Source organism: Streptomyces sp. NPDC005784, from assembly GCF_042871525.1.
GTDB lineage: Bacteria > Actinomycetota > Actinomycetes > Streptomycetales > Streptomycetaceae > Streptomyces.
On sequence record NZ_JBIAIQ010000001.1, the window covers coordinates 115,903 to 138,412 of the forward strand.

A 22,510-nucleotide genomic window follows, 5' to 3' on the forward strand; every position below is an offset into this window, starting at 1 on the left:
CGCCCTTCCTAGCGCTCCGCCGCGGCCGGCGCCAGAGGGCCGGACCGGCGCGGCGGAAGCTCAGCCCGGCAGCACGTCGAGCAGTTGGTCGACGTCGTCGGGGGTGTTGTACAGATGGAAGGCCGCCCTCAGATTGCCCGAGCGGTCGGCGACTTGGACCCCCGCACGACTCAACTCGCCCTGAAGGCTGCCGAGTCCGGGCACGGAGACGATCGCGGAGCCGGGGGCGGGGACCGGTTCGTGGCCCCGTTCCCGCAGGCCGGCGCGGAAGCGGTCGGCGAGCGCGAGGTCATGGGCGTGCACCCGCTCCACACCCAGTGTCTCGATGAGTTCCAGCGAGTGCCGGGCTCCGGCGTACGCGAAGAGGCTCGGGCTCTCGTCGAACCGCCGTGCGGAGTGGGCGAGTTCCTCGACCGGGCCGTAGCAGCTGTCCCAGGGGAGCTCGCCCGCGACCCAGCCGGCGAAGACCGGGTTGAGTCCGCCGAGGTCCTCCGGGACGACCAGGAAAGCCACACCGCGCGGGCAGACGAGCCACTTGAAGGCGACGGAGGAGACGTAGTCGTAGGCGTCCGCGCGCAGCGGCAACCAGCCGGCGGCCTGGGACGCGTCGATGTACGTACGGACGCCGTGCTCCCGAGCGGCCTCCCGGATCGCCTCCAGCGCGGCGGTCCGGCCGTCCGCGGACTGTACGGCGCTCACCGCGACGAGCGCGGTGCCGGAGTGCACGGATTCGGCGATCCGCTCCAGCGGTACAGCGCGGACCTTGAGGTCGCCGCGGACATGGAAGGGGGTCACCACGGAGCTGAAGTCCCCCTCGGCGGTGAGGACTTCGGCGCCCGGCGGCAGCGAGGCCGCGATCAGTCCGCTGTACACGGCGACCGAGGCCCCGGCCGCCACCCGGCGCTCGGGAACCCCGACGAGACGGGCGTACGACGAGCGGGCCGCCTCGACGTCCGCGTACATGTCGGTGGGCTCCCCCGCGGCCACGGACTCCACGGCGACCCGCATCGCGGTCACGGTGCGGGCCGGCAGCAGGCCGCCGGTCGCCGTGTTCAGATAGGTGTTCTTCGGGGCGAACTCGGCACGGATGAGAGTCTCGAAGGTCTCCATGGAACCACTTTGGGCCCGGAAGATGCCCAAGTCCATTGCGGATTTTTAAGCGGTTTCCCCAAGGAACGCTTATGAATGGGCCCCGACCTGCGTCTTTTCGGCGCCGGGGCCCCGGCCCGCGCTTCTCAGTGCTGGGGAACGGCGCAGCCGTCCGGACCGCAGGCCTCCGCGTCGGTGCCTTCGTCCTGGATCAGCGTGAGCTGCGGACGCTCGCCCCAGGCCTGGGCCAGGGCCTGGGCGAAGACCTCGGCGGGCTGTGCGCCGGAGACGCCGTAAGTGCGGTCGAGGACGAAGAAGGGGACGCCGTTCGCGCCCAGCTCGGCGGCCTCGCGCTCGTCGGCGCGGACGTCGTCGGCGTAGGCGGTCGGGTCGGTGAGCACCTCGCGGGCGTCGTCGGCGTCGAGCCCGGCGGCGACGGCCAGTTCAACGAGCCGCTCGTCGTCGCCGAAGACGGTCCGCTCCTCGGCGAAGTTGGCCTTGTAGAACAGACCCATCAGCTCGTCCTGCCGGCCCCGCGCCTTGGCGAGGTGGAGCAGGCGGTGCATGTCGAAGGTGTTGCCGTGGTCGCGGTCCCGGGTGCGGTACGCGAGGCCCTCGGCGGCGGCCTGCGTGCCGAGGTTCTCCTCGCCCGCCCGCGCCTGCGCCTCGCTCATGCCGTACTTCTTGGTGAGCATCGTGAGCACCGGCTGGATGTCGCCCTTGGCGCGGCCCGGGTCGAGCTCGAAGGAGCGGTGCACGACCTCGACCTGGTCCCGGTGCGGGAACGCGTCCAGCGCCTTCTCGAAACGGGCTTTTCCGACATAGCACCACGGGCAGGCGATGTCGCTCCAGATCTCGACGCGCATTCTTCGGCTCTCTTCAGGTCGTACGGATACGGGACACCCTCCAGGGGCGTGGTTGTGTGTGAACGTTCAAACGGCTCGGGTCATTCCCCGGCCGCGTCCGCCCACCCGGCCGCTCCCCCGGTCCCGTGCGCGCGCCCACCCACGGTGTACCGCAGATACAGGTGGTGGTCATCCTCCTCGGGCGGGTTCTCCGGGTCGGGGACCCAGCCCAGGCGGGCGTAGAAGGCCTGCGCGCGCAGATTGTCGGTGTGCACGTCGAGTGTCGCCGTGCGTTTCCCGTCCGCCTGCCACTCCTCCACGCAGGCCGCGTGCAGGGCCCTGCCGATGCCGGCGCGCCAGCGGTCGGGGTCGACGTGGAACTGGAAGAGTTTGACCGTGTCCGCGGGCGCGCCCTCGTCCGTACGGAAGGACGCGATGCCGATGATCCGGCCCTGTGCGACGGCGCACAGCACATGTGCGTCGGGGCGGGCGATGGAGCCGCGCCAGGCCTCGGCCCAGTCGATGTCGCCCTGCGGGACGCCGTCCGGGTAGTACGTCGAACGGGCCCGGAAGTGCAGATCGGCGATGGTCCCGGCTTCGACGGGCAGGGCGGTGCGGATCACCAGCGCGCCGGTCGCACGTTCACTGATCATGCAACGGAGGACGTCACGGCTCCGGTCACGGTTCCGTGTCGGCTGAACTGGGTCCGGTACGCGCTCGGGGTGAGACCGGTCCGGCGTACCACGTGGGCTCTCAGCGAGTCGGCCGTGCCCAGTCCGCAGGCCGCGGCCACCTGATCCATCGGCAGGGTCGTGGTCTCCAGGAGTTCCTTCGCGCGTTCGACACGCTGGTGCAGCAGCCACTGAAGGGGGCTGACCCCGCTCTCGGCGTGGAACCGGCGGGTGAGGGTGCGCACGCTGACGCCCGCGTGCCGGGCCAGCTCGGTGAGCGTGAGCGGCTTGTCGAGGTTGCGCATGGCCCAGCCGCGGGTGTCGGCACAGGCGTTGCCGCGCTCGGGGGGCAGCGGGGTCTGGGTGAACTGGGTCTGGCCGCCGGGCCGTACGGGGGCGACCAGGGCGAGGCGTGCGACCTCGTTGGCGACGGCGGCGCCGTAGTCGGTGCGGATGATGTGCAGACACAGGTCGATGCCGGCTGCGTAGCCGGACGACGTGAGGAACGGCCCGTCCTGCACGTACAGCACGTCTCCGCGCAGCTCGACCTGGGGGTAGCGCCGACGCATCACCTCGGCGTGGGCCCAGTACGTGGTGGCCCTGCGGCCCTGGAGCAGGCCCGCCTCGGCGAGCTGGAAGGCTCCGGTGCAGATGGACGCGATGCGCTTGCCCGCGGCGGCCGCCTCGCGGAGGGCCGCCACGATCCGCGGGTCCGGCTCGAACGGCGCCCCGGTGCCCGCGACGACCACCGTGTCCGCCTCCCGCACGGCCTCCAGACCGTGCGGGACGTGCAGGTCGAGTCCGCCGGTCGTGGGCACGGGTCCCGGCTCGGCCGTGCAGACGACCACCTCGTACCCCGGCCGGCCGTCCACCACGACCTTGTCGAACAGCATCTCCGGCATCGCGAGGTTGAACAGCGCGACGGGGGAAGGGGCGATGACGGTGACGCGGTGCGGGGCGAGCCGCTCGGGCATGGCCAGAACCTCCGGAAGCGTGGCATTCGGGCCACTACTGTACGGCGCCGCGGGTCCGCAGCATGGGGACATGCCAACGAACCAGATGTCCAGGGCCCATGAACCCGTCCTCAGTCAGGTGGAGTTGGGGTCTGAGTCGGGGTCAGGGAAGCCGTCCTCCGCACTCACCCTCACCGCCTCGCTGCTCGGCTTCGCGCTGACCTGTCTCGACGCGTCCGTGGTGAACGTGGCCCTGCCCACGATCGGCTCCTCCTTCGGCACCGGGATGTCCGGCCTCCAGTGGGTCGTGGACGCCTACACCCTGGCCTTCGCCGCGCTGATGCTGTCCACCGGCGCCTTCTCGGACCGGGCCGGGGCGAGCCGGGCGTACGCGCTGGGCACCGCGGTGTTCGCTCTCGCCTCGGCGGCCTGCGGACTGGCCCCGAACCTGCCGGCCCTCGTCGGTGCCCGGGTGGTGCAGGGTGTGGCGGCGGCCGTCGTGCTCCCGGCCTCGCTGGCGCTGGTGCGGCAGGCGTACGCGGAACCGGCGCGGCGGGCACGCGCGGTGGCCGCCTGGGCGGCGGGCGGTTCGCTGGCGGTGGCGCTCGGGCCGGTGGCCGGCGGCGCGCTGATCGCGGCCTGGAACTGGCGGGGCATCTTCTTCGTCAATCTGCCGGTGGGCGCGGTGATCCTGGTGCTGCTCCTCCGGGCCCCGCGCTCGCGGCCCCGCCCGGCTCCGCTGGACCTGCCCGGCCAGCTGGCGGCGGTGGTGGCCCTCACGGCGCTGACCTTCGCGGTGATCGAGGGCGGGACGGCGGGCCTGGCCGCGCTGCTGACGGCCGTGGTCGCGGGCGCCGCGTTCCTGCGGATCGAGGCGCGCCAGGCGCACCCCGTGGTGCCGCTCGGCCTGTTCCGCGACCGGACCGTGGCCACGACGGTCGCCGTGGGCTCGGCGGTCAGCGTGGCCTTCTACAGCATGGTGTTCGTCTTCTCGCTCTTCTTCCAGCAGGTCCAGCATCACTCCGCGCTGTACGCCGGGCTGCTGTTCCTGCCGATGACGAGCCTGATCGCGGTGACGAACGTGGTGGCCGGCAAGCTCACCGGGCGCTACGGGCCGCGGCTGCCGATGCTGGTGGGGCAGCCGGTGGCCGCCGCCGGGCTGCTCGCCCTCCTCTGCGTCGACGCCCGCACGCCCCCGGGGCTGGTGGCGCTTCTGCTGGTCCCGCTGGCGCTGGGGTGCGCCCTGACGGTGCCGCCGCTCACCGCCGCGATGATGGACGCCGTGCCCGCCGAGCGGGCGGGGCTGGCGGCCGGTGTGCTCAACGCGGCCCGGCAGGTGTCCGGAGGACTGGGCATCGCGGTGTTCGGGGCGCTGGTCGCGAGCGGTTTCGAGGCCGGCATGCGGCTGAGCCTGGCCGTCGGCGCGGCCCTGCTCACCGTGACGTTCGCCCTCAGCTTCCGTCTCTCAGGTCGCTCGGCCAGTCAGGCCTGAACTCGATGCCGTCGTACGTCACCACACAGCCCTCCCCCATCGGCGACTGGGTCATGAAGCCCACCAGCGCCGCCCCGGTCTCCTTCTCGCCGGCCAGGGTGAAGAGGCGGACGAAGGTCCAGCGCTCGCCGTCGCGGGAGGCGTGGAAGGCGAAGGCGCGATCCGTGCGGCTCACCCGCAGCCAGACGGAACTGCCTTCCACGGTGAAGGAGTTGGCATCGTCGGAGTGTCCCCGGGTGACCACCGTGCAGACGGTGGGCACGTCCGGGGAGTACTCCAGACACAGCTTCGCCCAGGCCCGCTCCCCGACGTGGACGTAGAGCACGCCCGCGTCGAAGGCCGCCCCGAAGCCGACCGTCACGCGGGCGATCAGCTGGAAGTCGCCCTCCGGCGAGCCGAGCAGTCGCGGCGCGTCCGAAGCCGGGTCGAGTCCTTCACCGGTGGGCGGCACGAAGCGGTCCTGCCGGGGCCCGGCCCAGCCGGTGAGCACGCCGTCCTCGTACGACCAGTGCCCGCCGGGGCCGTAGGTGCGGAGGGAGAAGGGGAGTTCGGGGAGTGTGACGTCCATGGTCCGAGTCTCTCAGGTTCCCGGCGGCGTCCTTCGGGAACGCGGGGTGCCGCGTGATCAGCCACGCGGCACCCTCACGGCACCCACGGCCCGCGAAGGACCGGCAGGAACCGACACAGACAGTGATGGTCGGAAATGGCCCGGAAGGACCGACAGGCACCGGGGAGGGCCGGAAAGGGGCCGGGAAGGACCGGCCCCTTCTACGGAATCAGCGCTCCAGCCGCCCGTCGTACCGGCGGGGCAGTCCCAGCGGGTTGTCGTCGCGCAGCTCGGGCGGCAGCAGCGCCTCGGGCACGCCCTGATAGGCCACCGGCCGCATCCAGCGCTCGATGGCGCTGCCGCCGACCGACGTGGACGTCGAGGTCGTCGCGGGGTACGGCCCTCCGTGGTGCTGGGCCGGAGCGACGGCGACCCCTGTCGGCCAGCCGTTCACCAGCACGCGGCCCGCGAGGGAGGTGAGTTCGGCGAGGATCTCCGCGCCGCGCCCCTCGCCCGCTGCCTCCTCCGCGGAGAGCTGCACCGTGGCCGTGAGGTTGCCCGGCAGCCGGGAGAGCACCGCGCCGGCCTCGGACTCGTCCTCGTAGCGCGCCACGACCGTGAGCGGTCCGAAGCACTCCTCCAGGAGCAGATCGTGCTCGCCCTCGGCCGTGAGCCTGCTCGCGGGCACGGTCAGGAAGCCGGGGCTCACCGTGTGCTCGCCGCCCGCGCCCGGCGTCACCGGGGCCTGGACGTCCGGAAGTCCGGCGCGCTCGGCGACCCCGGCGATGAAGTTGTCGCGCATGCGGTGGTCGAGCAGGACCCCGGAAGCGGTGTCGCTCACCGCGTCCGTCAGGGACTTCAGGAGACGGTCGCCCGCCGCGCCGGCCGGGGCGAGCACCAGGCCCGGCTTCACGCAGAACTGGCCGACGCCCAGGGTCATCGAGCCGGCGAGTCCGGCGCCGATCTCCTCGGCGCGCTCGGTGGCCGCGGCCTCGGTGACGACGACGGGGTTGAGGGAGCCCAGCTCACCGTGGAACGGGATCGGCACCGGACGCGACGAGGCCGCGTCGAACAGCGCGCGCCCGCCGCGGATCGAGCCGGTGAACCCGGCCGCCGCGATCAGCGGGTGCCGGACCAGCTCGACGCCGGCCTCGAAGCCGTGGACGAGACCGATGACACCCTCGGGGACGGCGTGCCGGGCGGCGGCGCGGCGCAGGACGGCCGCGACCAGCTCGGAGAGGGCCGGGTGGTCGGGGTGGGCCTTGACGACGACCGGGCAGCCCGCGGCCAGCGCGCTCGCGGTGTCGCCACCGGCGACCGAGAAGGCAAAGGGGAAGTTCGAGGCCGAGTAGACGGCGACGACGCCCAGCGGCACCTTGTAGCGGCGCAGGTCCGGGATCGGCGGGGTCGCCGTGCCGTCGGGGTGGTTGATGACGACGTCGAGGAAGGCGCCCTCGTCGACGATTCCGGCAAAAGCGCGCAACTGGTAGCAGGTGCGGGCGAGTTCGCCGGTGAGCCGGACCGGGCCGAGCGCGGTCTCCGCGTCGGCGGCCTCGACGAGCTGGTCCTTGGCGCCTTCGAGCAGGTCGGCGGCGGTGCGCAGGAACGCGGCGCGTACGGTGCGGTCGACGAGAGCGGGACGGGCGGCGTTCGCGGCGCGGACGGTCTCGTCCACCTCCTGGGCCGTGGCCTCGACCGCGACCTGCTCCCGCTGCTTCCCGGTACGGGGGTCGACACTCCAGACTGGTGCTGCTGCCACCGCGGGTCCCTTCAGATGTAATGCCACAGTTCTTGTGTCGCTCACCAGGGGTGTTCGATATGCTGAACGCTGTCTCTGATGGTGAACTCCTGTTGGAGACTATTTCCCGTCCAACGAAGGGGTCAAGGGCGATGTCGGCAGGCGAGACAGGCGGCGGGGCGCAGGTCAAGTCCGCGGTGCGGACCGTGGAATTGCTGGAGTACTTCGCCGGCAAGCCCGGAATGCACTCCCTGGCCGCGGTCCAGGAGGCCGTCGGTTATCCCAAGTCCAGCCTGTACATGCTGCTTCGCACGCTCGTGGAGCTCGGCTGGGTCGAGACGGACGCGACGGGCACGCGGTACGGCATCGGGGTACGCGCCCTGCTGGTCGGCACCTCGTACATCGACGGTGACGAAGTCGTCGCCGCGGCCCGTCCCACGCTCGACCGCCTCTCCGACGACACCACCGAGACGATCCACCTCGCGCGCCTGGACGGCACGAACGTCGTCTATCTGGCCACCCGGCAGTCGCAGCACTATCTGCGCCCCTTCACCCGGGTCGGCCGCCGGCTCCCCGCCCACTCCACCTCGCTCGGCAAGGCGCTGCTGGCCACGCACACCGACGAGCAGGTCCGCAAGATGCTGCCGGAGACGCTCCCCGCGCTGACCGAGCACACGATCACCGACCGGGAGAAGCTCATCGAGGAGCTGCGCCAGGTGCGGGAGCAGGGCTTCGCGGTGGACCGCGAGGAGAACACGCTGGGACTGCGCTGCTTCGGCGTGGCGATCCCGTACCGCACGCCCTCCCGGGACGCGATCAGCTGCTCGGTGCCGGTGGCCCGGCTCACCCCCGCGCATGAGCAGATGGTCAAGGACGCCCTGTTCGACGCCCGCGACCGCCTCACGCTGGCCACCCGCAGGCTCTGACGGGCGTCTGGCCGGCCCGGTGGCTCCATGAGGGATTCATGAGAAAACCGGGCGGATGGGAACGATTCACTCCCGATCGCTCGTCCTTCTGTGCGGGATGAACAAGACGATCAGGCGTGCCGCCGTCTTCACTCTGCTGCTCGTGCTCTCTCTGCTGGTCAGGGCGACGTGGGTGCAGTTCTACGACGGCAGGGCACTAGCGGACGACAAGAACAACCGACGGAACATGATCTCGCTGTACGCGAATCCGCTCGGGAACATCATCGTGGCCGGTGACGCGATCACCGGCTCCGCGCAGACGACAGGGGGCGACCTCAAGTACAAGCGGACGTTCAAGGACGGCAGCCTGTACGCGGCGGTCACCGGCTACAGCTCGCAGGTGTACGGGGCGACCCAGCTGGAGGGCATCTACCGGAAGCTGCTGGACGGCACGGACCTCCAGCTGAAGAACCCGCTGGACTCCCTGGCCAACAAGCGCGCCGACCCCGGTGATGTGATCACGACGATCGACCCGGCCGTGCAGAAGGCCGCGTACGCGGCGCTCGGGGGCAACAAGGGCGCGGCCGTCGCGATCGACCCGAGGACCGGCAAGATCCTCGCGGTCGTCTCGACACCGTCGTACGACCCGACGTCGATCAGCGCGGGCAACAACAGCGTCTGGAAGAAGCTGACCAGGGACGCCGACAAGCCGCTGGTCAACCGCGCGCTGCGGCAGCCGCTGCCGCCGGGCTCGACGTTCAAGCTGGTCGTGGCCGCGGCCGCGCTGGAGGACGGGCTCTACGCGGACGTGGACGCGAAGACGGACAGCCCGAACCCGTACAAGCTGCCGAACACGACGAGGGTCCTGAAGAACGAGAGCGCGTCCGCGCCGTGCGAGAACGCCTCGATCCGGGTCGCGCTCCAGTACTCCTGCAACAACGTCTTCGGGAAGATGGCCGTCGACCTGGGCCAGGACAAGGTCAGGGCGATGGCGGAGAAGTTCGGCTTCAACGACACGAAGCAGGACGTACCGGTGCGGGCGTACACCAGCGTGTATCCCTCGGGCATGGACAAGTCGTCCACGGCGCTGACCGGCATCGGGCAGTTCGATGTCACCGCGACCCCGCTCCAGATGGCCATGGTGTCCGCCGCTATTGCCAACGACGGCAAGCTGGTCTCGCCGCACATGGTGTCGCAGACCAGTGACTCCAACGGCGATGTGCTGAGGAACTACGACGACAGCACCGCGACCAAGGAGATCGTCAGCTCGGACACGGCCCGGCAGCTCCAGTCCGCGATGCAGACGGTCGTCGAGGACGGCACGGGCACGAACGCCCTCATCCCCGGCGCGACCGTGGGCGGCAAGACCGGCACGGCCCAGCACGGCGAGAAGAACAGCAAGACGCCGTACGCCTGGTTCACGTCGTACGCGAAGTCCGACTCCACCGGCAAGGAGGTCGCTGTCGCGGTGATGGTCGAGCAGTCGGACGCGGCGCGCTCGGAGGTCAGCGGCAACGGACTGGCGGCACCGGTCGCCAAGGCGATGATGCGGGCGGCACTGAAGAACTGAGGTACGCCGGGCTCGTACGGGAGCCGGACTCGTACCGGGGAGGCGGCCCCGCACCTGATGGGGTGCGGGGCCGCCTCGCGTACGGGCTCCTTCGCGACGGGCCGGTCACTTCGCGCACGGACTCCTTCGCGACGGGTCCGTCACTTCGCGCACGGACTCCTTCGCGACGGGTCCGTTGCTTCACGTGGCGGCTCCTTGGCGACGGGCTGTCGGCCGGCCATGGTCACCCGCGGACGGCCGGTGTCCCGCGAAGGACCGTTACTGCACGCCGAGCAACTGCTCCACCGGGTCGATCGCGAAGTACACCAGGAACAGTGCCGAGGCCGCCCACAGCAGCCAGTTGACCTCCTTGGCCTTCCCCAGCACCGTCTTGATGACGACGTAGGCCAGGAATCCGGCGCCGATGCCATCGGTGATGGAGTACGTGAACGGCATGGCGACGATGGTCAGGAACGCCGGGATCGCGATCTCGTACTTGTCCCAGTCGATGTGCTTGACGTGGGTCATCATCAGGAACCCCACCGCGATCAGCGCGGGCGCCGCGGCCTGGAGCGGGACGATGGTCAGCAGCGGGGTGAGGAAGAGCGCGAGGCCGAAGAGGCCGCCGGTGATCAGATTGGCGAAGCCGGTACGGGCGCCCTCGCCGACGCCGGCCGCGGACTCGATGTAGGCGGTGTTGGAGGAGGCGGAGCCCAGACCGCCCGCGACTGCGGCGGCACCGTCGATGAACAGGACCCGGCCGATGCCCGGGACCTGTCCCTGCTCGTCGAGCAGCCCGGCCTCGGCGCTGATCCCGACGATGGTGCCCATGGCGTCGAAGAAGTCCGACAGGACCAGGGTGAAGATCAGCAGGACCGCGGTGAGCACACCGGCCTCGGCGAAGCCGCCGAACAGGCTGAAGTGACCCACGAGTCCGAAGTCCGGGCTGGCGACGATCTTGTCCGGGACCTTCGGGGTGGTCAGACCCCAGCTCTTGATGTCGGCGACGGCGTTGATGACGATCGCCACGACCGTCATCGTCACGATGCTGATGAGGATCGCGCCCCTCACCTTGCGGGCGAGCAGCGCGATGGTCAGCAGGACGCCGAGACAGAAGACGAGGACGGGCCAGCCGGTGAGCCGGCCCACGGCACCGAGCTGCACGGGGACGGTGGTGTGCGCGACGTCCGGGATACGACTGACGAACCCGGCGTCCACGAAGCCGATGAAGGCGATGAACAGGCCGATGCCGACGCCGATGGCCTGCTTGAGCTGCTGCGGGATCGCGTTCATGATCGCCTGCCGGAGGCCGGTGAGCACCAGGACGCAGATCAGGACGCCTTCGAGGACGACCAGGCCCATCGCGTCGGGCCAGCTCATCAGCGGCGCCAGCTGGAAGGCGACGACGGCGTTGAGGCCGAGGCCCGCGGCGATGGCGAGCGGGAGGTTGCCGCCGACACCCATGATCACGGTCATCACACACGCCACCAGCGCGGTCGCGGTGACCAGTTGGCCGGTGTCGAGCGTGTGACCGAACTTGTCCTTGGCGCTGCCGAGGATGATGGGGTTCAGGACGAGGATGTACGCCATGGTGAAGAACGTGGCGAAACCGCCGCGTATCTCCCGGCCCATGGTGGAACCTCTGGCGGATATCTTGAAGAACCCGTCGACCCCACCTGCCGCCGGTGTTGCGGCACTTGGCCGGTTGTCGACCTTTTGAGCTTCGGACATGGCGATTCTCCTCGTTGCCTGCGCGCGCGGTGTGCGGATGCTGGCTGGATTGTTCCCCCGATCAACTGCTTTCAGGTTTTCTCCGTGTTACGGAAATCGAGTTCGGTCCGCCACACGCCGTTCGAAGGCCCGTACGACCGGCTGGTACGCTCACGCGTCCCGCCCCATCAGAACTCCCTTCCCCCACAGGCGAATCACAGGGGTGAACCGCAGAGGCCGTATACGTCGCACCCGCACCGGTGCCACAGCCGTAGCGAGGAGAGGTACCCCGTGGGCACTGTCGTCGACGACGCCGCCTCCGTGGAGTTCCACGCCTTCTTCGAGCGGCACTACGCCGAACTGGCCCGCCTGGCCAACCTGTTGACGGGCGAGCCGGACGCCGCCGACGATCTGGCCGCCGACGCGCTGCTCGCGCTGTGGCACCGCTGGGACCGGGTGCGGGCGGCGGACCATCCGGTGGCGTACGCGCGCGGTGTGGTCGCCAATCTCGCCCGCACCCGGATCCGCGCCGCGGTGCGCGAGCGCCGGCGGATCACGCTCTTCTGGTCGCAGCGCGAGGACAGGACCGAGAACCCCGACGTACCGGGCACGGTCGATGTCCAGGAGGCGCTGCGCCGACTGCCGTTCCGCAAGCGGGCCTGTGTCGTGCTGCGGCACGCCTTCGATCTGTCGGAGAAGGACACCGCGCTCGCCCTCGGGATCTCCGTGGGTACCTTGAAACCTCCCCTTCCCTGACGGGTGGGGATTTCTGGCTCAGGCCGCCTCCTGGAGCAGTGCTCCAGGAGGTCTTACGCCCTCGACGCCAGCCGGGTCGAGACCAGCCCGGATGAGCATCACGCGGGCGGAGTTCTTGTCCCTGGGGGACACGGCTTTGCACGCGGTGCAGGTGTAGGTGCGTTCCGACAGCGGCAGTGCGTGCTTGGTTCTCGCTCCGCACTGTGCGCAGTCCATGGTGGTATGCGCGGGGTGCACGAGCCGGACGTCCCGCCCGTGCTTGCGGCCCATTTCGATCAGGGCCTTCTTGGTGGCGCCGATGGCGGCGTCTGCGGCCTTGCGGGCCATGGTCGACTTGGCGAGGAACTTCGGCCGGAAGTCCTCCACCGCGATGGCGTCGTGATCGCGCACGACCTTCTTGGCCCACTTACGGCCGACGTCCTGCCGCTGCCGCGCAATCTTCCGGTAGGTCTTCGCGCGCAGCCTCACCGCGTCGCGGTAGCCCCTCGACGCCGCCTGCCCCTTCTCGGGTCTGCGGCGAGCCGCCATCCGGTCATACCGGGCCAGCTTCGCCTTGGCTTTCCTGCCGTGTTCGGGGTGGGGGAGGTCGTGGGCGTCCGAGGTGGTGGTGGCGGTCTCCCTCACACCCCAGTCGATCCCGATCACGCGGCCGGCGGCGGGCAGCGGGCGCGCTTCGGCGGGGACGACGAACGAGGCGTACCAGTGGCCGAGGCTGTCGCGGTACACGCGCACGCTGGACGGCTCGGCGGGCAGGTCCCGCGACCACACCACGGTCAGGGTGGTCCCGCCCGCGAGGTGCAGGCGCCCACCTTTGAGCCGGAAGCCACGCCGGGTGTAGTTCAGGGTCGGATCGCACCCGTGCTTCTTCTTGTGTCCGGGCATCCTTGCCCGCTGCCTGACAGGCAGCCGGTCCCTGATGTCCTTGAGCGCCTTGGCGCGGGACTTGCCGAAGTCCCGGACGAGTTGCTGCTGCGGAACCGATGAGCCCGCGGCCAGCCACGGCGTCATGGCACGGGCCGCGGTCAGCATCCTGTCCAGCACGGCGGGGCCGCACTTCTCCCCCTCGCGGTGGGCCTTCCTGGAACGCGCAACGCACTCGTTCCAGATCCACCGGCACCGGTCCCACTCCGTCAGCAGCGCTGTACGGGCCGTCGACGACACACGAAGCCGGTACGTATACCGGGCATGCCCACCCTCACCGACCTCCTTCACCTCCGGCACTCGCCCCCTCCCTCGCATCCCGGCTCCCGCTCACCCGGCTTCCACCATGAGACCGTAAGTGCGACACACGCACACCCGTACCCTCGTCAGGGCACAGCCACCACAACCAGCGAATGCTGGTACGCATGTTCGCCTTTTCCGCTCACGGTCGGACCTGCGGGCGCTCCAGGCTGCCGCCGCATCCCGGGGGCACCGCGGACGGCCCATTGCGGTCGGACGGCTCGGTCGACCCGCACAGCAACGACTTCTGGGCGCAGAGCAATGCCACCCTGAAGACGACCGAGCAACTCACCGCTCTCTCAGTCGAGTTAAAAATCAGACAGACTGGCGGGGTGAGCGACGCGGGCGCCTGGTGTTCGCTGCCCCAGAGCGGCTTCACGACGACGGTCGCCGAGCGGGACGGTTTCTCGTCTACACCTGGACGCTCAAGCCGGGTCGCACGGTCTGGCCGGGCGAGTGGGTCTTCGTGGGCCAGTACGACCATGATCGCGGCGGCCGGGACGCGAAGGACAACGGCTACACGGTGACGGCGACCGCGAAGGGCGGCGAACGGGCCACCGCGGCCGCGGACTTCGCGGCCCGGAACACCGCGGACGGCGACGACTCGTGGCGGACGTCCGCCACGACGGCGACACCAAGAAGAAGATCAAGACATGCGTCCGCTTCCAGGGCAACAACACGGGCAAGGAGCCGAAGGAACTCGGCACCGGCCCGGACGGAACATCGTGCAGGTTCACGGCGTCGGACGTCACGTACGACTGAGTCCGAAGATTCGTTCGCCCTTCGGAAACAACCCCGCCTTCGTTTTTGACGTCATCGACTGTGTGGACCTGTCGGCCTGAGCCCCCCTCGGCCGGCAGATGAACGCCCCCGCCGGTGACGACCGGCGGGGGCGTTCGCCCGTGGGGGCGTGTATCAGCTCACGAAGTACGTGGGGTTCGGGAGCTTGTAGGTCTTGTCGGCGTAGCCGCCGTCGAGGTCCGAGTACTGGTCGCCGAAGTTGGCGACGATGTCGTACCCGAGGGACTCGATGTGCTGACGGGTGCCGGACTTGTACTGCACGGTCGTGCAGTTCCAGGCGGCGGCGGTGGCGCAACCGCTCAGGTAGGCGGGCGGGTTGGCCGCGTCCTTGAGGAACATGTGCGCGGCGTCGAGGTTGACGTCGACACCGATCTTCTTCAGGTTCTCGACGGCGGAGACGCGCTGCGACTCCTTCAGGCCCGAGTTGTAGAACACCTCGACGCCCTTGGACGCGGCGTACTCGACGAGTTCGGGGCTGCCGAAGACGGCCGGGCGGTCCGCCTGGGCGACGTACGCCGCCCAGGAGGCCGAGTTGTAGGTGTAGTTGGTCTTCTTCTCGTAGTCGAGGGAGAGCAGCAGCGTGTCGTCGATGTCGAAGACGACCGCGGCCTTCTCGTGCCGGTGGTGGGCCTTTCGGGCCGCCTGGTCGATGTGCCGCTCCGCGGCGGCGTCGAGGCGCGCCAGGTCCTTGGCGTACGGGCTGTCGGGGGACGCCTGGTAGACCCCGTTGCTGTCGGCCGTGGTGCCGTAGTAGGTGTCGATGTCCTTCACGAGGACCCCGATGTTGTAGGGCTCGTGCGTCGAGTTCGCCGTCGACTGACCGGCGGTGGCGACGCCGGTGCCGTACAGGGCGGCACCGGCGACGACACAGGTGGCGGCGACGGCCGCGATGCGCAATGGCTTATGCATGACAGGTTTCTACGCGCGTCACCTCCCTGGACGCGAGACCTGTTGCCTGATCGATACATACTTTTCAGGCGACTTGGGCCTCGCGCCCTGTTCGGGAGGCGTCAGTTCATGGTGGCGCCGATGGTGCTGCTGCCCGTCGTGAGGAAGGTGGTCGCGGGCAGCGTGCCACTGGACGAGCGGGCGTTGTACGTGGTGCTCGCGTCCGTGGAGACGAACGACGGGGTGGAGATGCCGGAGTCCCAGTTGTTGCCGGCCGACGTCACCGAGGAGCCCTTGGACACCGCCGCGGTGCCGTTGCTCACGGCGAGGTTCTTGCCGAGCTTGGCGGCGCTGGTGGCGAAGTAGTAGCCGTACTTGCCGTTGGCGTAGGCGGTGGTGCGGTTGATGACGATGGCGCCGGTGTTGGAGTTCTCGGTGAAGCCGCTGCCCGCGTCGTCCCAGGCGGCGGAGTTGTTGACGACGTGTGCGACGACCTCGCCGTCGCCGCCCAGCTTGTATCCGTTGCCGTCGCCCGCGAAGGCCGAGTCGCTCCAGCGGTTCTTGCCGTTGCCGAAGGACCAGGAGTGTTCGACGGTGACGGGCGAGGAGAACGACCAGAAGTCGATGCCGTCGTCGGAGTTGTTGTACAGGCGGGCCCCGGTGATCAGGTTGCCGGTGCCCGAGCCGAACTTCACGGCGACGCCGTCCGCGTTCTCGCCGTGGTTGGCGGCGTCGTAGTTGCCGTACGAGTCGATGTTCTTCACCGTGTTGTTGACGGTGCCGTCGCCGGTCAGCGTGAAGCCGGAGTCGCCGCCGTTGACGGTCTTGATGTTGTTCCAGACGGTGCCGGTGCAGGACTGGCAGACGACCGCGCTGTCCGGGGAGTTCTGGAAGGTCAGGTTGGAGACGTTCCAGTAGTCGGCGGTGAGTTTGAAGATCCAGGAGCCCGACGGGAGCGAGGAGCCGTCGATCTTCACGGTCTCCGAGCCGTACGCCGTGAGCGTGACCGGCGAGGAGGACGTGCCGTTGGTCGTGGACTGGAGGGTGGCCGTCGGGTAGTAGGTGCCGCCGCGCACCTGGATGACGGTTCCTGCGGTGGCGCCGGAGATCGCGCTGGTCAGTTCGGCGGTGGTGTCGACGACGACGGTGGCGGCCTGCGCCTGCGTGGGGAGGACGGCGAGGCCTGCGCCGAGCGCCAGGGTGGCGCCTAAGGCGAGAGCGGTACGACGAGACATGGAGTGCGGTCCTTTCGTCGTGCTGTCGGATGGAACGGGGGAATCACGGGCGCCAGCCGCCGAGATACGCGGCACGGGTGTGCTGCTCGGCCTCCGTGTCCGTGAGCTGGGGACGGTTCTCCGGGACGGTGATCACCGCGCCGGGTCCGGTGTTGCGGTACTCGCGAAAGCGCATGGACTGCCACGGATAGGCCGCGCGCATGTCGGTGTAGGGCGCCACCGCGTCGATGCCGGGCCCGAGTTCGCATCCGCGGACCACGAGCGAGGGCCACGCGGTGGTCTCGTACGACGGGACCCAGGGCCGGGCGATCTTGTACGCCGCGTCCTCGGCGCCGGAGGTGACACGGCCGCCGACGGCCAGGAAGCCGCGGGGGTTCGCACGGGCCGTGGACGGCGCGAAGACCATGCCCTCGGGCTTGAAGGCGACATCCCGGTCGAGGGTGTGGAAGTGGCAGCGTTCGAAGACGGCGGTGGCCCGGCCGAAGACGAAGTCGACGTCACCCTCGATGTAGCAGTCGCGGTAGCAGTGACGGTCGAAGGCGGCCAGGTCGGTCGTGTCCGCGAACAGCGTGTCCTGGTGCGCGAGCAGCCGGACCCGCGCGAAGTACGAGCGGTCGCCGGTGACGTAGGCCGCGACCGCCTGCGTGCCGGTGGTCTCCGGGTGGTCGGCCCGCAGCCAGTCGTTGGCGATCGTGAGCCCGCGCACGGTCAGCCCGGGGGCCGCCGAGGTGAACGTGGCGGAGCCCGCGGTCCCGTAGGTGCCGGAGCCGTCCGGCTTCGGCGTGCCGTTCGCCCGGTCGAAGACGATGACCGCGTCACGCGGGTCGCGGGTGGCACCGCGCAGCGTCAACTCCAGCTTGTCGGCGGGGATGTCGACCACTTCGCGGTACGTCCCCGGGTGGACGACGATCGTCCGCCCGGGGCCGTCCACCGCGTCCACGGCGGCCTGGACCGAGTCGCCGGGACGCACGTGCAGGACACAGCGCCCGTGGGCGGCGGCCGGGGTGGCGCCGAGGGCCACGACTCCCCCGGCCGCACCGGCGAGGAGGGTGCGCCTGCGCATCTCAGCACCCCTTCCCGGGCGTCCAGTCGCCGAGGTACGCCTCGCGGGTCGCCGAACGGGCCGCCTCGTCCGTGAGCTGAGGCCGGTTCTCCGGGACGGTGATCGCCGCGCCGGGTCCGGTGTTGCGGTACTCGGCGAAGCGCTGGCTCTGCCACGGATAGGCGGCGGACATGTTCGTATAGGGCGCGACCGCGTCGATGCCGGCGTCCAGGCGGGTGTCGCGGACGGTCAGCATCGGACGGGCGGTGAGGTCGGAGCCGGGCACCCAGGGGCGGGCCAGCTTGTAGTACGCGTCCGGTGCCGCGCTGCTGATCCGGCCGCGGGTGACCAGGTACCCGCGCGGGTCGGCGACGGCCGTGGACGGCGCGAACACGAAGCCGTACGGGGCGGCGGCCAGGTCCGTGCGGTCCAGGGTGCGGAAGTGGCAGTACTCGAAGACCGCCGTCGCCCGTCCGAAGACGAAGTCCACGTCGCCCTCGACATAGCAGTCCCGGTAGTACTGCCGGGCGAAGGTGCCCAGGGCGAACGAGTCGGCGTACAGCGTGTCCTGGTGGCCGAGGAAGCGGCACCGGTGGAACGCCGAGCGGTCGCCCTGCGCCTTGATCGCCACGGCCTGGGTGCCGGTGATCCCGGGGTGGTCGGCGCGCAGCCAGTCGTTGGCGAACGTGATCGAGCGGGCCGTGAAACCGTCGGTGCGCACGGTGGTCGTGGCCGATCCGGTGGTGCCGTAGGTGCCCGAACCGTCGGGCTTGGGCGTGCCGTTGGCGTTGTCGTACACGACGACGACATCGCGCGGGTCGCCGGAGGCGCCGATCCAGGTCATCTCGGACCCCGCGGCGCCGGGCAGGCCGGTCGCCGGGTCGACCGCTCCGACCGAGACCGTCTCGCGGTACACGCCGGGCGCGATGACCAGGGTGTATCCGGCCCCGGTCGCGGCGGTCACGGCGGCCTGCACGGTCGTGTGGTCGCCGAGGCCGCCGGGGTGGACGTACAGCGTCTTCGCGTCGAGCCGCGCGGACGGCGAACCGTGGCGCCCGAAGGGCGGGCGTCCGGTGGCGCGGGCGGGGGCCGCGAGCACGGGAGCCAGTGCGGCTCCGGTGCCCGCGGCGACGAACGCCCTTCTGCTGACGGGGTGTCCGGTCATGGTCAGCAGATCTTTCCGGCGCCCGCGCGGTGGTCGACGATGCCGGGAACGGCCCTCGGCGGGTCGACCTTCGTCCGCAGGGCCGGTGTCCAGCCGGCCCCGGACTGGAGCGTCTCGGCCGGGATCTCCGCGTTGTGCACGGCGATCAGATCGGTCGGTACGCCGTTGACGTAGTTGTCGGCGGCGGTCAGCGGCGCCTCCTTCCACTTCTTGAGGACGTTCGCGGCGCTGACGGAGTCGGGCAGCGTGAACGCGTTGTGTTCGGCGACGAGTTGGGACTCCATGCCGATGCCGTAGCTGTAGCCGTACGAGGAGTCGGCCACGAAGTGGTTGTTGTAGGAGTCCACTTGTCCGAAGCGGACGCGCGGGGCGCGCTCGACGAGGCCGGTGAACAGGTTGTGGTGGAGGGTGACCTTCAGATGACCGCGGTCCACGGCGGCTGTCGACGCGCTGTCGCTGTTGCCGATCAGGATGGTCTTGTCGTGGTCGGCGAAGACGTTCCAGGACGCGGTCACGTAGTCGGCGCCCTTGACGATGTCCAGTTCGCCGTCGTGCTGTTCGTAGATCCGGCCGTAGTACGTCGGCAGCGAGCTGTCCGGGTGGGCGCCGTCGGTGAACGTGTCGTGGTCGAGCCAGACATGCGTGGCCCCGTAGATCACCGCGCTGTCGTACTCGGAGTTCCAGTTGCCGGTGTCGCCGTCGGTGGGGTCCCACTGCGGGAAGCAGTCGAGGGGGCTCTCGAAGGAGAGGTTGCGGACGATGACGTTGTCGACGGCTTTGATCTGGAGGCTCGCGCCCTTGAAACCCGCGTTCCGGCCGATGCCGACGATGGTGGTGTTGGCGGGGACGTACGCCTTGATGGCCGCGTCCTGATTGGCGGCGGAGGCGGCGCGCAGATCCTCCTGCTCGCCGCTGACCACCTGGTCGTAGCCCCACACGGCGGGGTCGTAGTCGGCGAGGTACCGGGCGAAGTCGTAGCCGGGCGCCGCGAAGGAGTCGCAGCCCTCGGCGTTGGCGTCGATCGTGCCCCTGACCTTGATGATCTTGGGCGCGGTGCCGCCCGCGGCGAGCGCGGCCTTGAACTCCGCCCAGGTCGTGACCGTGCTGACCTGTGCTGCCGCGGCGGTCGAGCCGCCGGTGGTGCCGGTCCCGGCGGACGCCCAGCCGTCGCCTGCGGCGAGCGTCTGCCGGCCGAGCTCGCGGGGCCGGGCCTCGGCGGTGGTGCCGGTGACGGCGAGCACGAGGGCGGTGCAGCCGATCAGCACGGCGGCTCTCCGTGCGGTGATCGCGGCCCATTCTGTGACATGCCCATGCCAGTTCTGTGTGTTCACGGTGCGGCTCTCACTTTCTTCGACTCAAGGACTCGGGGACTCGGGGGTTCAGGACTCGGGGGTTCAGGGCTCAGAGGTTCAGAGCTCAGAAGTTCGAGGGCTCGGAGGTTCGAGGACTCGGAGGTTCGAGGACTCAGGGGCTGGCGGTCGGCCAGGTGATCCAGGACTCGGGTATCTGCGCGTCGAGGCGGCGTACGTCCCGGGGCGTGAGGACCCGGCGGTGCAGCAGTCCGGCCGCGACGAGACGGGCCACGGCGATGGCACCGGGCGGGTTGAAGTGCGTGTTGTCCTGTTCGGTCGCGGTCCAGTTGAAGTACTTCTTCGTCTCCTCGACGCCGAGCCGCTGCCACAGGGCGATCGACAGAGCCTGGATGTCGAGGAGCGCCACGTGCTCGTCCGCGGCGAGTGCACGCATCGACGCCGGGTAGTCGCCGTGCGTCGGCACGGCGTTGCCGTCCGCGTCGAACTTCCTGCGCTCCACCGGGGTGGCCAGCACCGGCCGGGCGCCCCGGGCCCGCGCCCCCTCGATGTACTGCCGCAGACAGTCCTGGAACGTGGTCCACGGCTCGGTGTAGCGCGTCGGGTCGGCGGCCTTCTCGTCGTTGTGCCCGAACTGGACGAGCAGGAGGTCGCCCGGCCGGATCACGTCGAGGATCGCGTCGAGGCGCCCCTCGTCGATGAAGCTCTTCGAACTACGGCCGTTCACCGCGTGGTTGGCGACCACGACGTCCTCGTGGAGGAAGAACGGGAGCGCCATGCCCCACCCCGTCTCGGGTGCGGCGTCGGCGTACTTCTGGGCTGCGGTGGAGTCGCCGGCGATGTGCAGAGTGCGCGACCGGCGGTGCGGGGCGGCGGACGCGGGGCCCGCCGCGGCAACGGCGAGCGGTAAGGCGGCCACGGCCGCCGAGGTGACCTGTCTGCGCGTGAGGGACACGGGGGTGTGCCTTTCGACAGAGGTTCGAGAGTGGTTTCGACAGAGGTGCGACAAGGGGTTCGAGAGGGGGTTTCGACAGGGGTGAGCGGCCACGCGCCGTGGCCGGCCACGGCCGGCCACGGTGGGCGCACCGGACTAGTGGTGGGCCTTCCAGTCCGCCTGCGCCTTGTTCAGCTGGTCGGCCAGCGAGTCCAGGAAGTCCTTCGCGCTCATCTTGCCGAGCAGCACCTTCTGGAAGCTCGGCTCGTTGTCGGCCTTGGAGATGGTGTTCCAGTCGGGCAGGTAGTACGGCAGCTGCACGATCTTGGTGCCGGTGCCGTTCAGCGCCTCGGCGGCCAGCTTGGTCGGCTCGGCCTGCTGGATCCACGCGTCCTTGGCGGCGTCGGTGTTCGCCGGCACCTGGCCCGCGGACTCGTTGAACTTGGAGTTCTCCGCCGCCGAGACGGCGAACTCGATGAACTTCCAGGCGGCCGCCTTGTTCTTGCCGGACTTGAACAGGCTGAGTCCGTCGACCGGGTTGGAGATCTGTACGCGCGTGCCGTCGTCCTGGGTGGGGTTCGGGATGCCGCGGAACTTGCCGGCGCCGAGCGCCTTCAGGTGGTCCTGGTAGGAGCCGAGGTTGTGGCTCAGCATGCCGATGGTGCCGCTGTCCCACTGCGCGACCATCTTGGTGAAGTCGTTGTTGACGTCGGCGGACGGGGTGACCTTCTTGTACAGGGCGACGTACTTCTCCAGGGCCGCCACGTTCTTCGGGTCGTTGACGGTGGTCTTGTCGCCGTTCCAGAACGCGGTGATGCCGCTCTGGCCGTACGCCGCGTCCAGCGCCGGGGCGATGGAGCCCTCGCCGCCGCGGATGGTGAAGCCGAACTTGTTCTTGCCCTTGTCGGTGAGCTTCGCGGCGGCGTCGTAGAACTTCGACCAGGAGGTCGGCGCGTCCAGGCCCGCCGCCTTGAACAGGTCGGTGCGGTACCAGAGCGTGCCGTTGTTGGCGGAGGTCGGCACCTGGTACAGCGTGTCGCCGCCGCCCGCGGCCCGGCTGACGGCAAGCAGGTTCTCGCTCAACTTGCCCTGCAGCGAGCTCTTCTCGATCCGGCTGTCCAGTGGCTCCAGCGCGCCCTGGACGGCGACCTCGGCGAGCATCGCGGTGCCCACGCCGCCGACGTCGGGCAGGCCACCGCCCTGGATGGCGGTGTCGTACTTGGACTGGGCACTGGCCGCCGGGATGCCGACGTAGTTGACCTTGATGTCCGGGTACTTCTTCTCGAAGTCGGCGATGATCTGCTTCCAGATGTCGGTGCGGACACCGCCGTTGTTGTCCCAGAAGGTGATCTCGCCCTTGCCGGAGCCCTCGGTGCCCTTGTCCCCCGCGCTGCCGCTGCCGTTGTCACCACAGGCGGTGACGGTCAGCGCGAGCACGGAACCGAGGGCGACGGCCACGGCCGCGCGCTTGGTTCCACGGGCGCCGGTCCTGATCGGACCGGTCCCCAGTGGGCTGATCTTCTGCGGGCTGATCTTCATTGGTCGGCTCTCTTCTTCTTCTGGATCCAACAGGGTCGTGGGGTCGGTGCGGTGTCCTCGGAGGTCTGCACCCGGCTGCTTCCGGAAGGGACGAGCCCTTCCTTCCTCACCCGGTAAGCG

Annotated in this window: 18 protein-coding genes and 3 pseudogenes; 6 read left to right on the forward strand and 15 right to left on the reverse strand. The window is 70.1% G+C overall.

Annotation, left to right across the window (positions count from 1 at the left end; translation table 11 throughout):
• Positions 1-60: 60 nt before the first annotated feature.
• The 4 genes from ACFYR3_RS00520 to ACFYR3_RS00535 form a co-directional block, all read right to left on the reverse strand.
• Positions 61-1,110, reverse strand: a complete 1,050-nt coding sequence (locus ACFYR3_RS00520) for an aminotransferase class V-fold PLP-dependent enzyme (protein ID WP_389280828.1) — start codon at positions 1,108-1,110, stop codon at positions 61-63.
• Between the two features lie 125 nt (positions 1,111-1,235).
• A complete protein-coding gene (locus ACFYR3_RS00525) occupies positions 1,236-1,955 on the reverse strand; it encodes a DsbA family oxidoreductase (protein WP_355843648.1) in 720 nt (239 codons plus the stop codon).
• Between the two features lie 80 nt (positions 1,956-2,035).
• Positions 2,036-2,587, reverse strand: a complete 552-nt coding sequence (locus ACFYR3_RS00530) for a GNAT family N-acetyltransferase (RefSeq protein WP_389280830.1) — start codon at positions 2,585-2,587, stop codon at positions 2,036-2,038.
• Entirely contained in the window at positions 2,584-3,579 is a 996-nt protein-coding gene (locus ACFYR3_RS00535; RefSeq protein WP_355843642.1) for a helix-turn-helix domain-containing protein, read from the reverse strand. The genes ACFYR3_RS00530 and ACFYR3_RS00535 overlap by 4 nt, the downstream gene beginning before the upstream one ends.
• A gap of 70 nt (positions 3,580-3,649) precedes the next feature.
• Here ACFYR3_RS00535 and ACFYR3_RS00540 point away from each other — a divergent pair, with 70 nt between their 5' ends.
• A complete protein-coding gene (locus tag ACFYR3_RS00540; RefSeq protein ID WP_356782548.1) occupies positions 3,650-5,050 on the forward strand; it encodes an MFS transporter in 1,401 nt (466 codons plus the stop codon).
• Here the strand turns inward: ACFYR3_RS00540 and ACFYR3_RS00545 are convergent.
• Positions 5,010-5,618, reverse strand: a complete 609-nt coding sequence (locus tag ACFYR3_RS00545; RefSeq protein WP_355843636.1) for a DUF1349 domain-containing protein — start codon at positions 5,616-5,618, stop codon at positions 5,010-5,012. The genes ACFYR3_RS00540 and ACFYR3_RS00545 overlap by 41 nt on opposite strands.
• A gap of 208 nt (positions 5,619-5,826) precedes the next feature.
• Positions 5,827-7,356, reverse strand: a complete 1,530-nt coding sequence (locus ACFYR3_RS00550) for an aldehyde dehydrogenase (NADP(+)) (RefSeq protein WP_355843633.1) — start codon at positions 7,354-7,356, stop codon at positions 5,827-5,829.
• 131 nt (positions 7,357-7,487) lie between these two features.
• Between ACFYR3_RS00550 and ACFYR3_RS00555 the strand changes: the two genes are divergently transcribed.
• On the forward strand, positions 7,488-8,261 hold the full coding sequence (locus ACFYR3_RS00555) for an IclR family transcriptional regulator (RefSeq protein ID WP_355843630.1): 774 nt from the start codon (positions 7,488-7,490) through the stop codon (positions 8,259-8,261).
• Between the two features lie 97 nt (positions 8,262-8,358).
• Positions 8,359-9,810, forward strand: coding sequence for a peptidoglycan D,D-transpeptidase FtsI family protein (locus ACFYR3_RS00560; RefSeq protein ID WP_389280833.1), 1,452 nt, complete (start codon positions 8,359-8,361; stop codon positions 9,808-9,810).
• Between the two features lie 258 nt (positions 9,811-10,068).
• Here the strand turns inward: ACFYR3_RS00560 and ACFYR3_RS00565 are convergent, their stop codons facing one another.
• The gene (locus ACFYR3_RS00565; RefSeq protein WP_355843624.1) at positions 10,069-11,520 is read right to left on the reverse strand and encodes an NCS2 family permease; all 1,452 of its coding nucleotides are present in this window, start codon (positions 11,518-11,520) and stop codon (positions 10,069-10,071) included.
• Positions 11,521-11,790: 270 nt separating this feature from the next.
• Here ACFYR3_RS00565 and ACFYR3_RS00570 point away from each other — a divergent pair.
• A pseudogene (locus ACFYR3_RS00570) lies at positions 11,791-12,240 on the forward strand (SigE family RNA polymerase sigma factor); the annotation flags it as partial.
• A gap of 33 nt (positions 12,241-12,273) precedes the next feature.
• Here the strand turns inward: ACFYR3_RS00570 and ACFYR3_RS00575 are convergent.
• Positions 12,274-13,494, reverse strand: coding sequence for an RNA-guided endonuclease InsQ/TnpB family protein (locus ACFYR3_RS00575; protein ID WP_389280835.1), 1,221 nt, complete (start codon positions 13,492-13,494; stop codon positions 12,274-12,276).
• A 170-nt stretch (positions 13,495-13,664) separates the two neighbouring features.
• Here ACFYR3_RS00575 and ACFYR3_RS00580 point away from each other — a divergent pair.
• A pseudogene (locus ACFYR3_RS00580) lies at positions 13,665-14,050 on the forward strand (hypothetical protein); the annotation flags it as partial.
• Positions 14,051-14,094: 44 nt separating this feature from the next.
• Positions 14,095-14,238, forward strand: a pseudogene (locus ACFYR3_RS00585) (pectate lyase); the annotation flags it as partial.
• Positions 14,239-14,391: 153 nt separating this feature from the next.
• On the opposite strand, the gene ACFYR3_RS00590 reads toward ACFYR3_RS00585, so the two are convergent.
• The 7 genes from ACFYR3_RS00590 to ACFYR3_RS00620 form a co-directional block, all read right to left on the reverse strand.
• Positions 14,392-15,186, reverse strand: coding sequence for an HAD family acid phosphatase (locus tag ACFYR3_RS00590; RefSeq protein ID WP_355843619.1), 795 nt, complete (start codon positions 15,184-15,186; stop codon positions 14,392-14,394).
• 101 nt (positions 15,187-15,287) lie between these two features.
• Positions 15,288-16,400: a chondroitinase-B domain-containing protein gene (locus ACFYR3_RS00595; RefSeq protein ID WP_356782549.1), complete on the reverse strand. Its 1,113-nt coding sequence runs from the start codon at positions 16,398-16,400 to the stop codon at positions 15,288-15,290.
• A 43-nt stretch (positions 16,401-16,443) separates the two neighbouring features.
• Positions 16,444-17,463, reverse strand: coding sequence for a pectinesterase family protein (locus ACFYR3_RS00600; protein ID WP_389280838.1), 1,020 nt, complete (start codon positions 17,461-17,463; stop codon positions 16,444-16,446).
• Between the two features lies 1 nt (position 17,464).
• Complete coding sequence (locus tag ACFYR3_RS00605; protein ID WP_355843610.1) at positions 17,465-18,607, reverse strand: pectinesterase family protein; 1,143 nt, start codon at positions 18,605-18,607, stop codon at positions 17,465-17,467.
• Between the two features lie 2 nt (positions 18,608-18,609).
• Positions 18,610-19,938, reverse strand: a complete 1,329-nt coding sequence (locus tag ACFYR3_RS00610; protein ID WP_389280840.1) for a polysaccharide lyase family 1 protein — start codon at positions 19,936-19,938, stop codon at positions 18,610-18,612.
• 133 nt (positions 19,939-20,071) lie between these two features.
• Positions 20,072-20,872 (reverse strand): rhamnogalacturonan acetylesterase, encoded by an 801-nt coding sequence (locus tag ACFYR3_RS00615; protein WP_355843607.1) that lies wholly within the window; start codon positions 20,870-20,872, stop codon positions 20,072-20,074.
• A gap of 135 nt (positions 20,873-21,007) precedes the next feature.
• A complete protein-coding gene (locus ACFYR3_RS00620) occupies positions 21,008-22,390 on the reverse strand; it encodes an ABC transporter substrate-binding protein (protein WP_389280842.1) in 1,383 nt (460 codons plus the stop codon).
• Between the last annotated feature and the right edge of the window lie 120 nt (positions 22,391-22,510).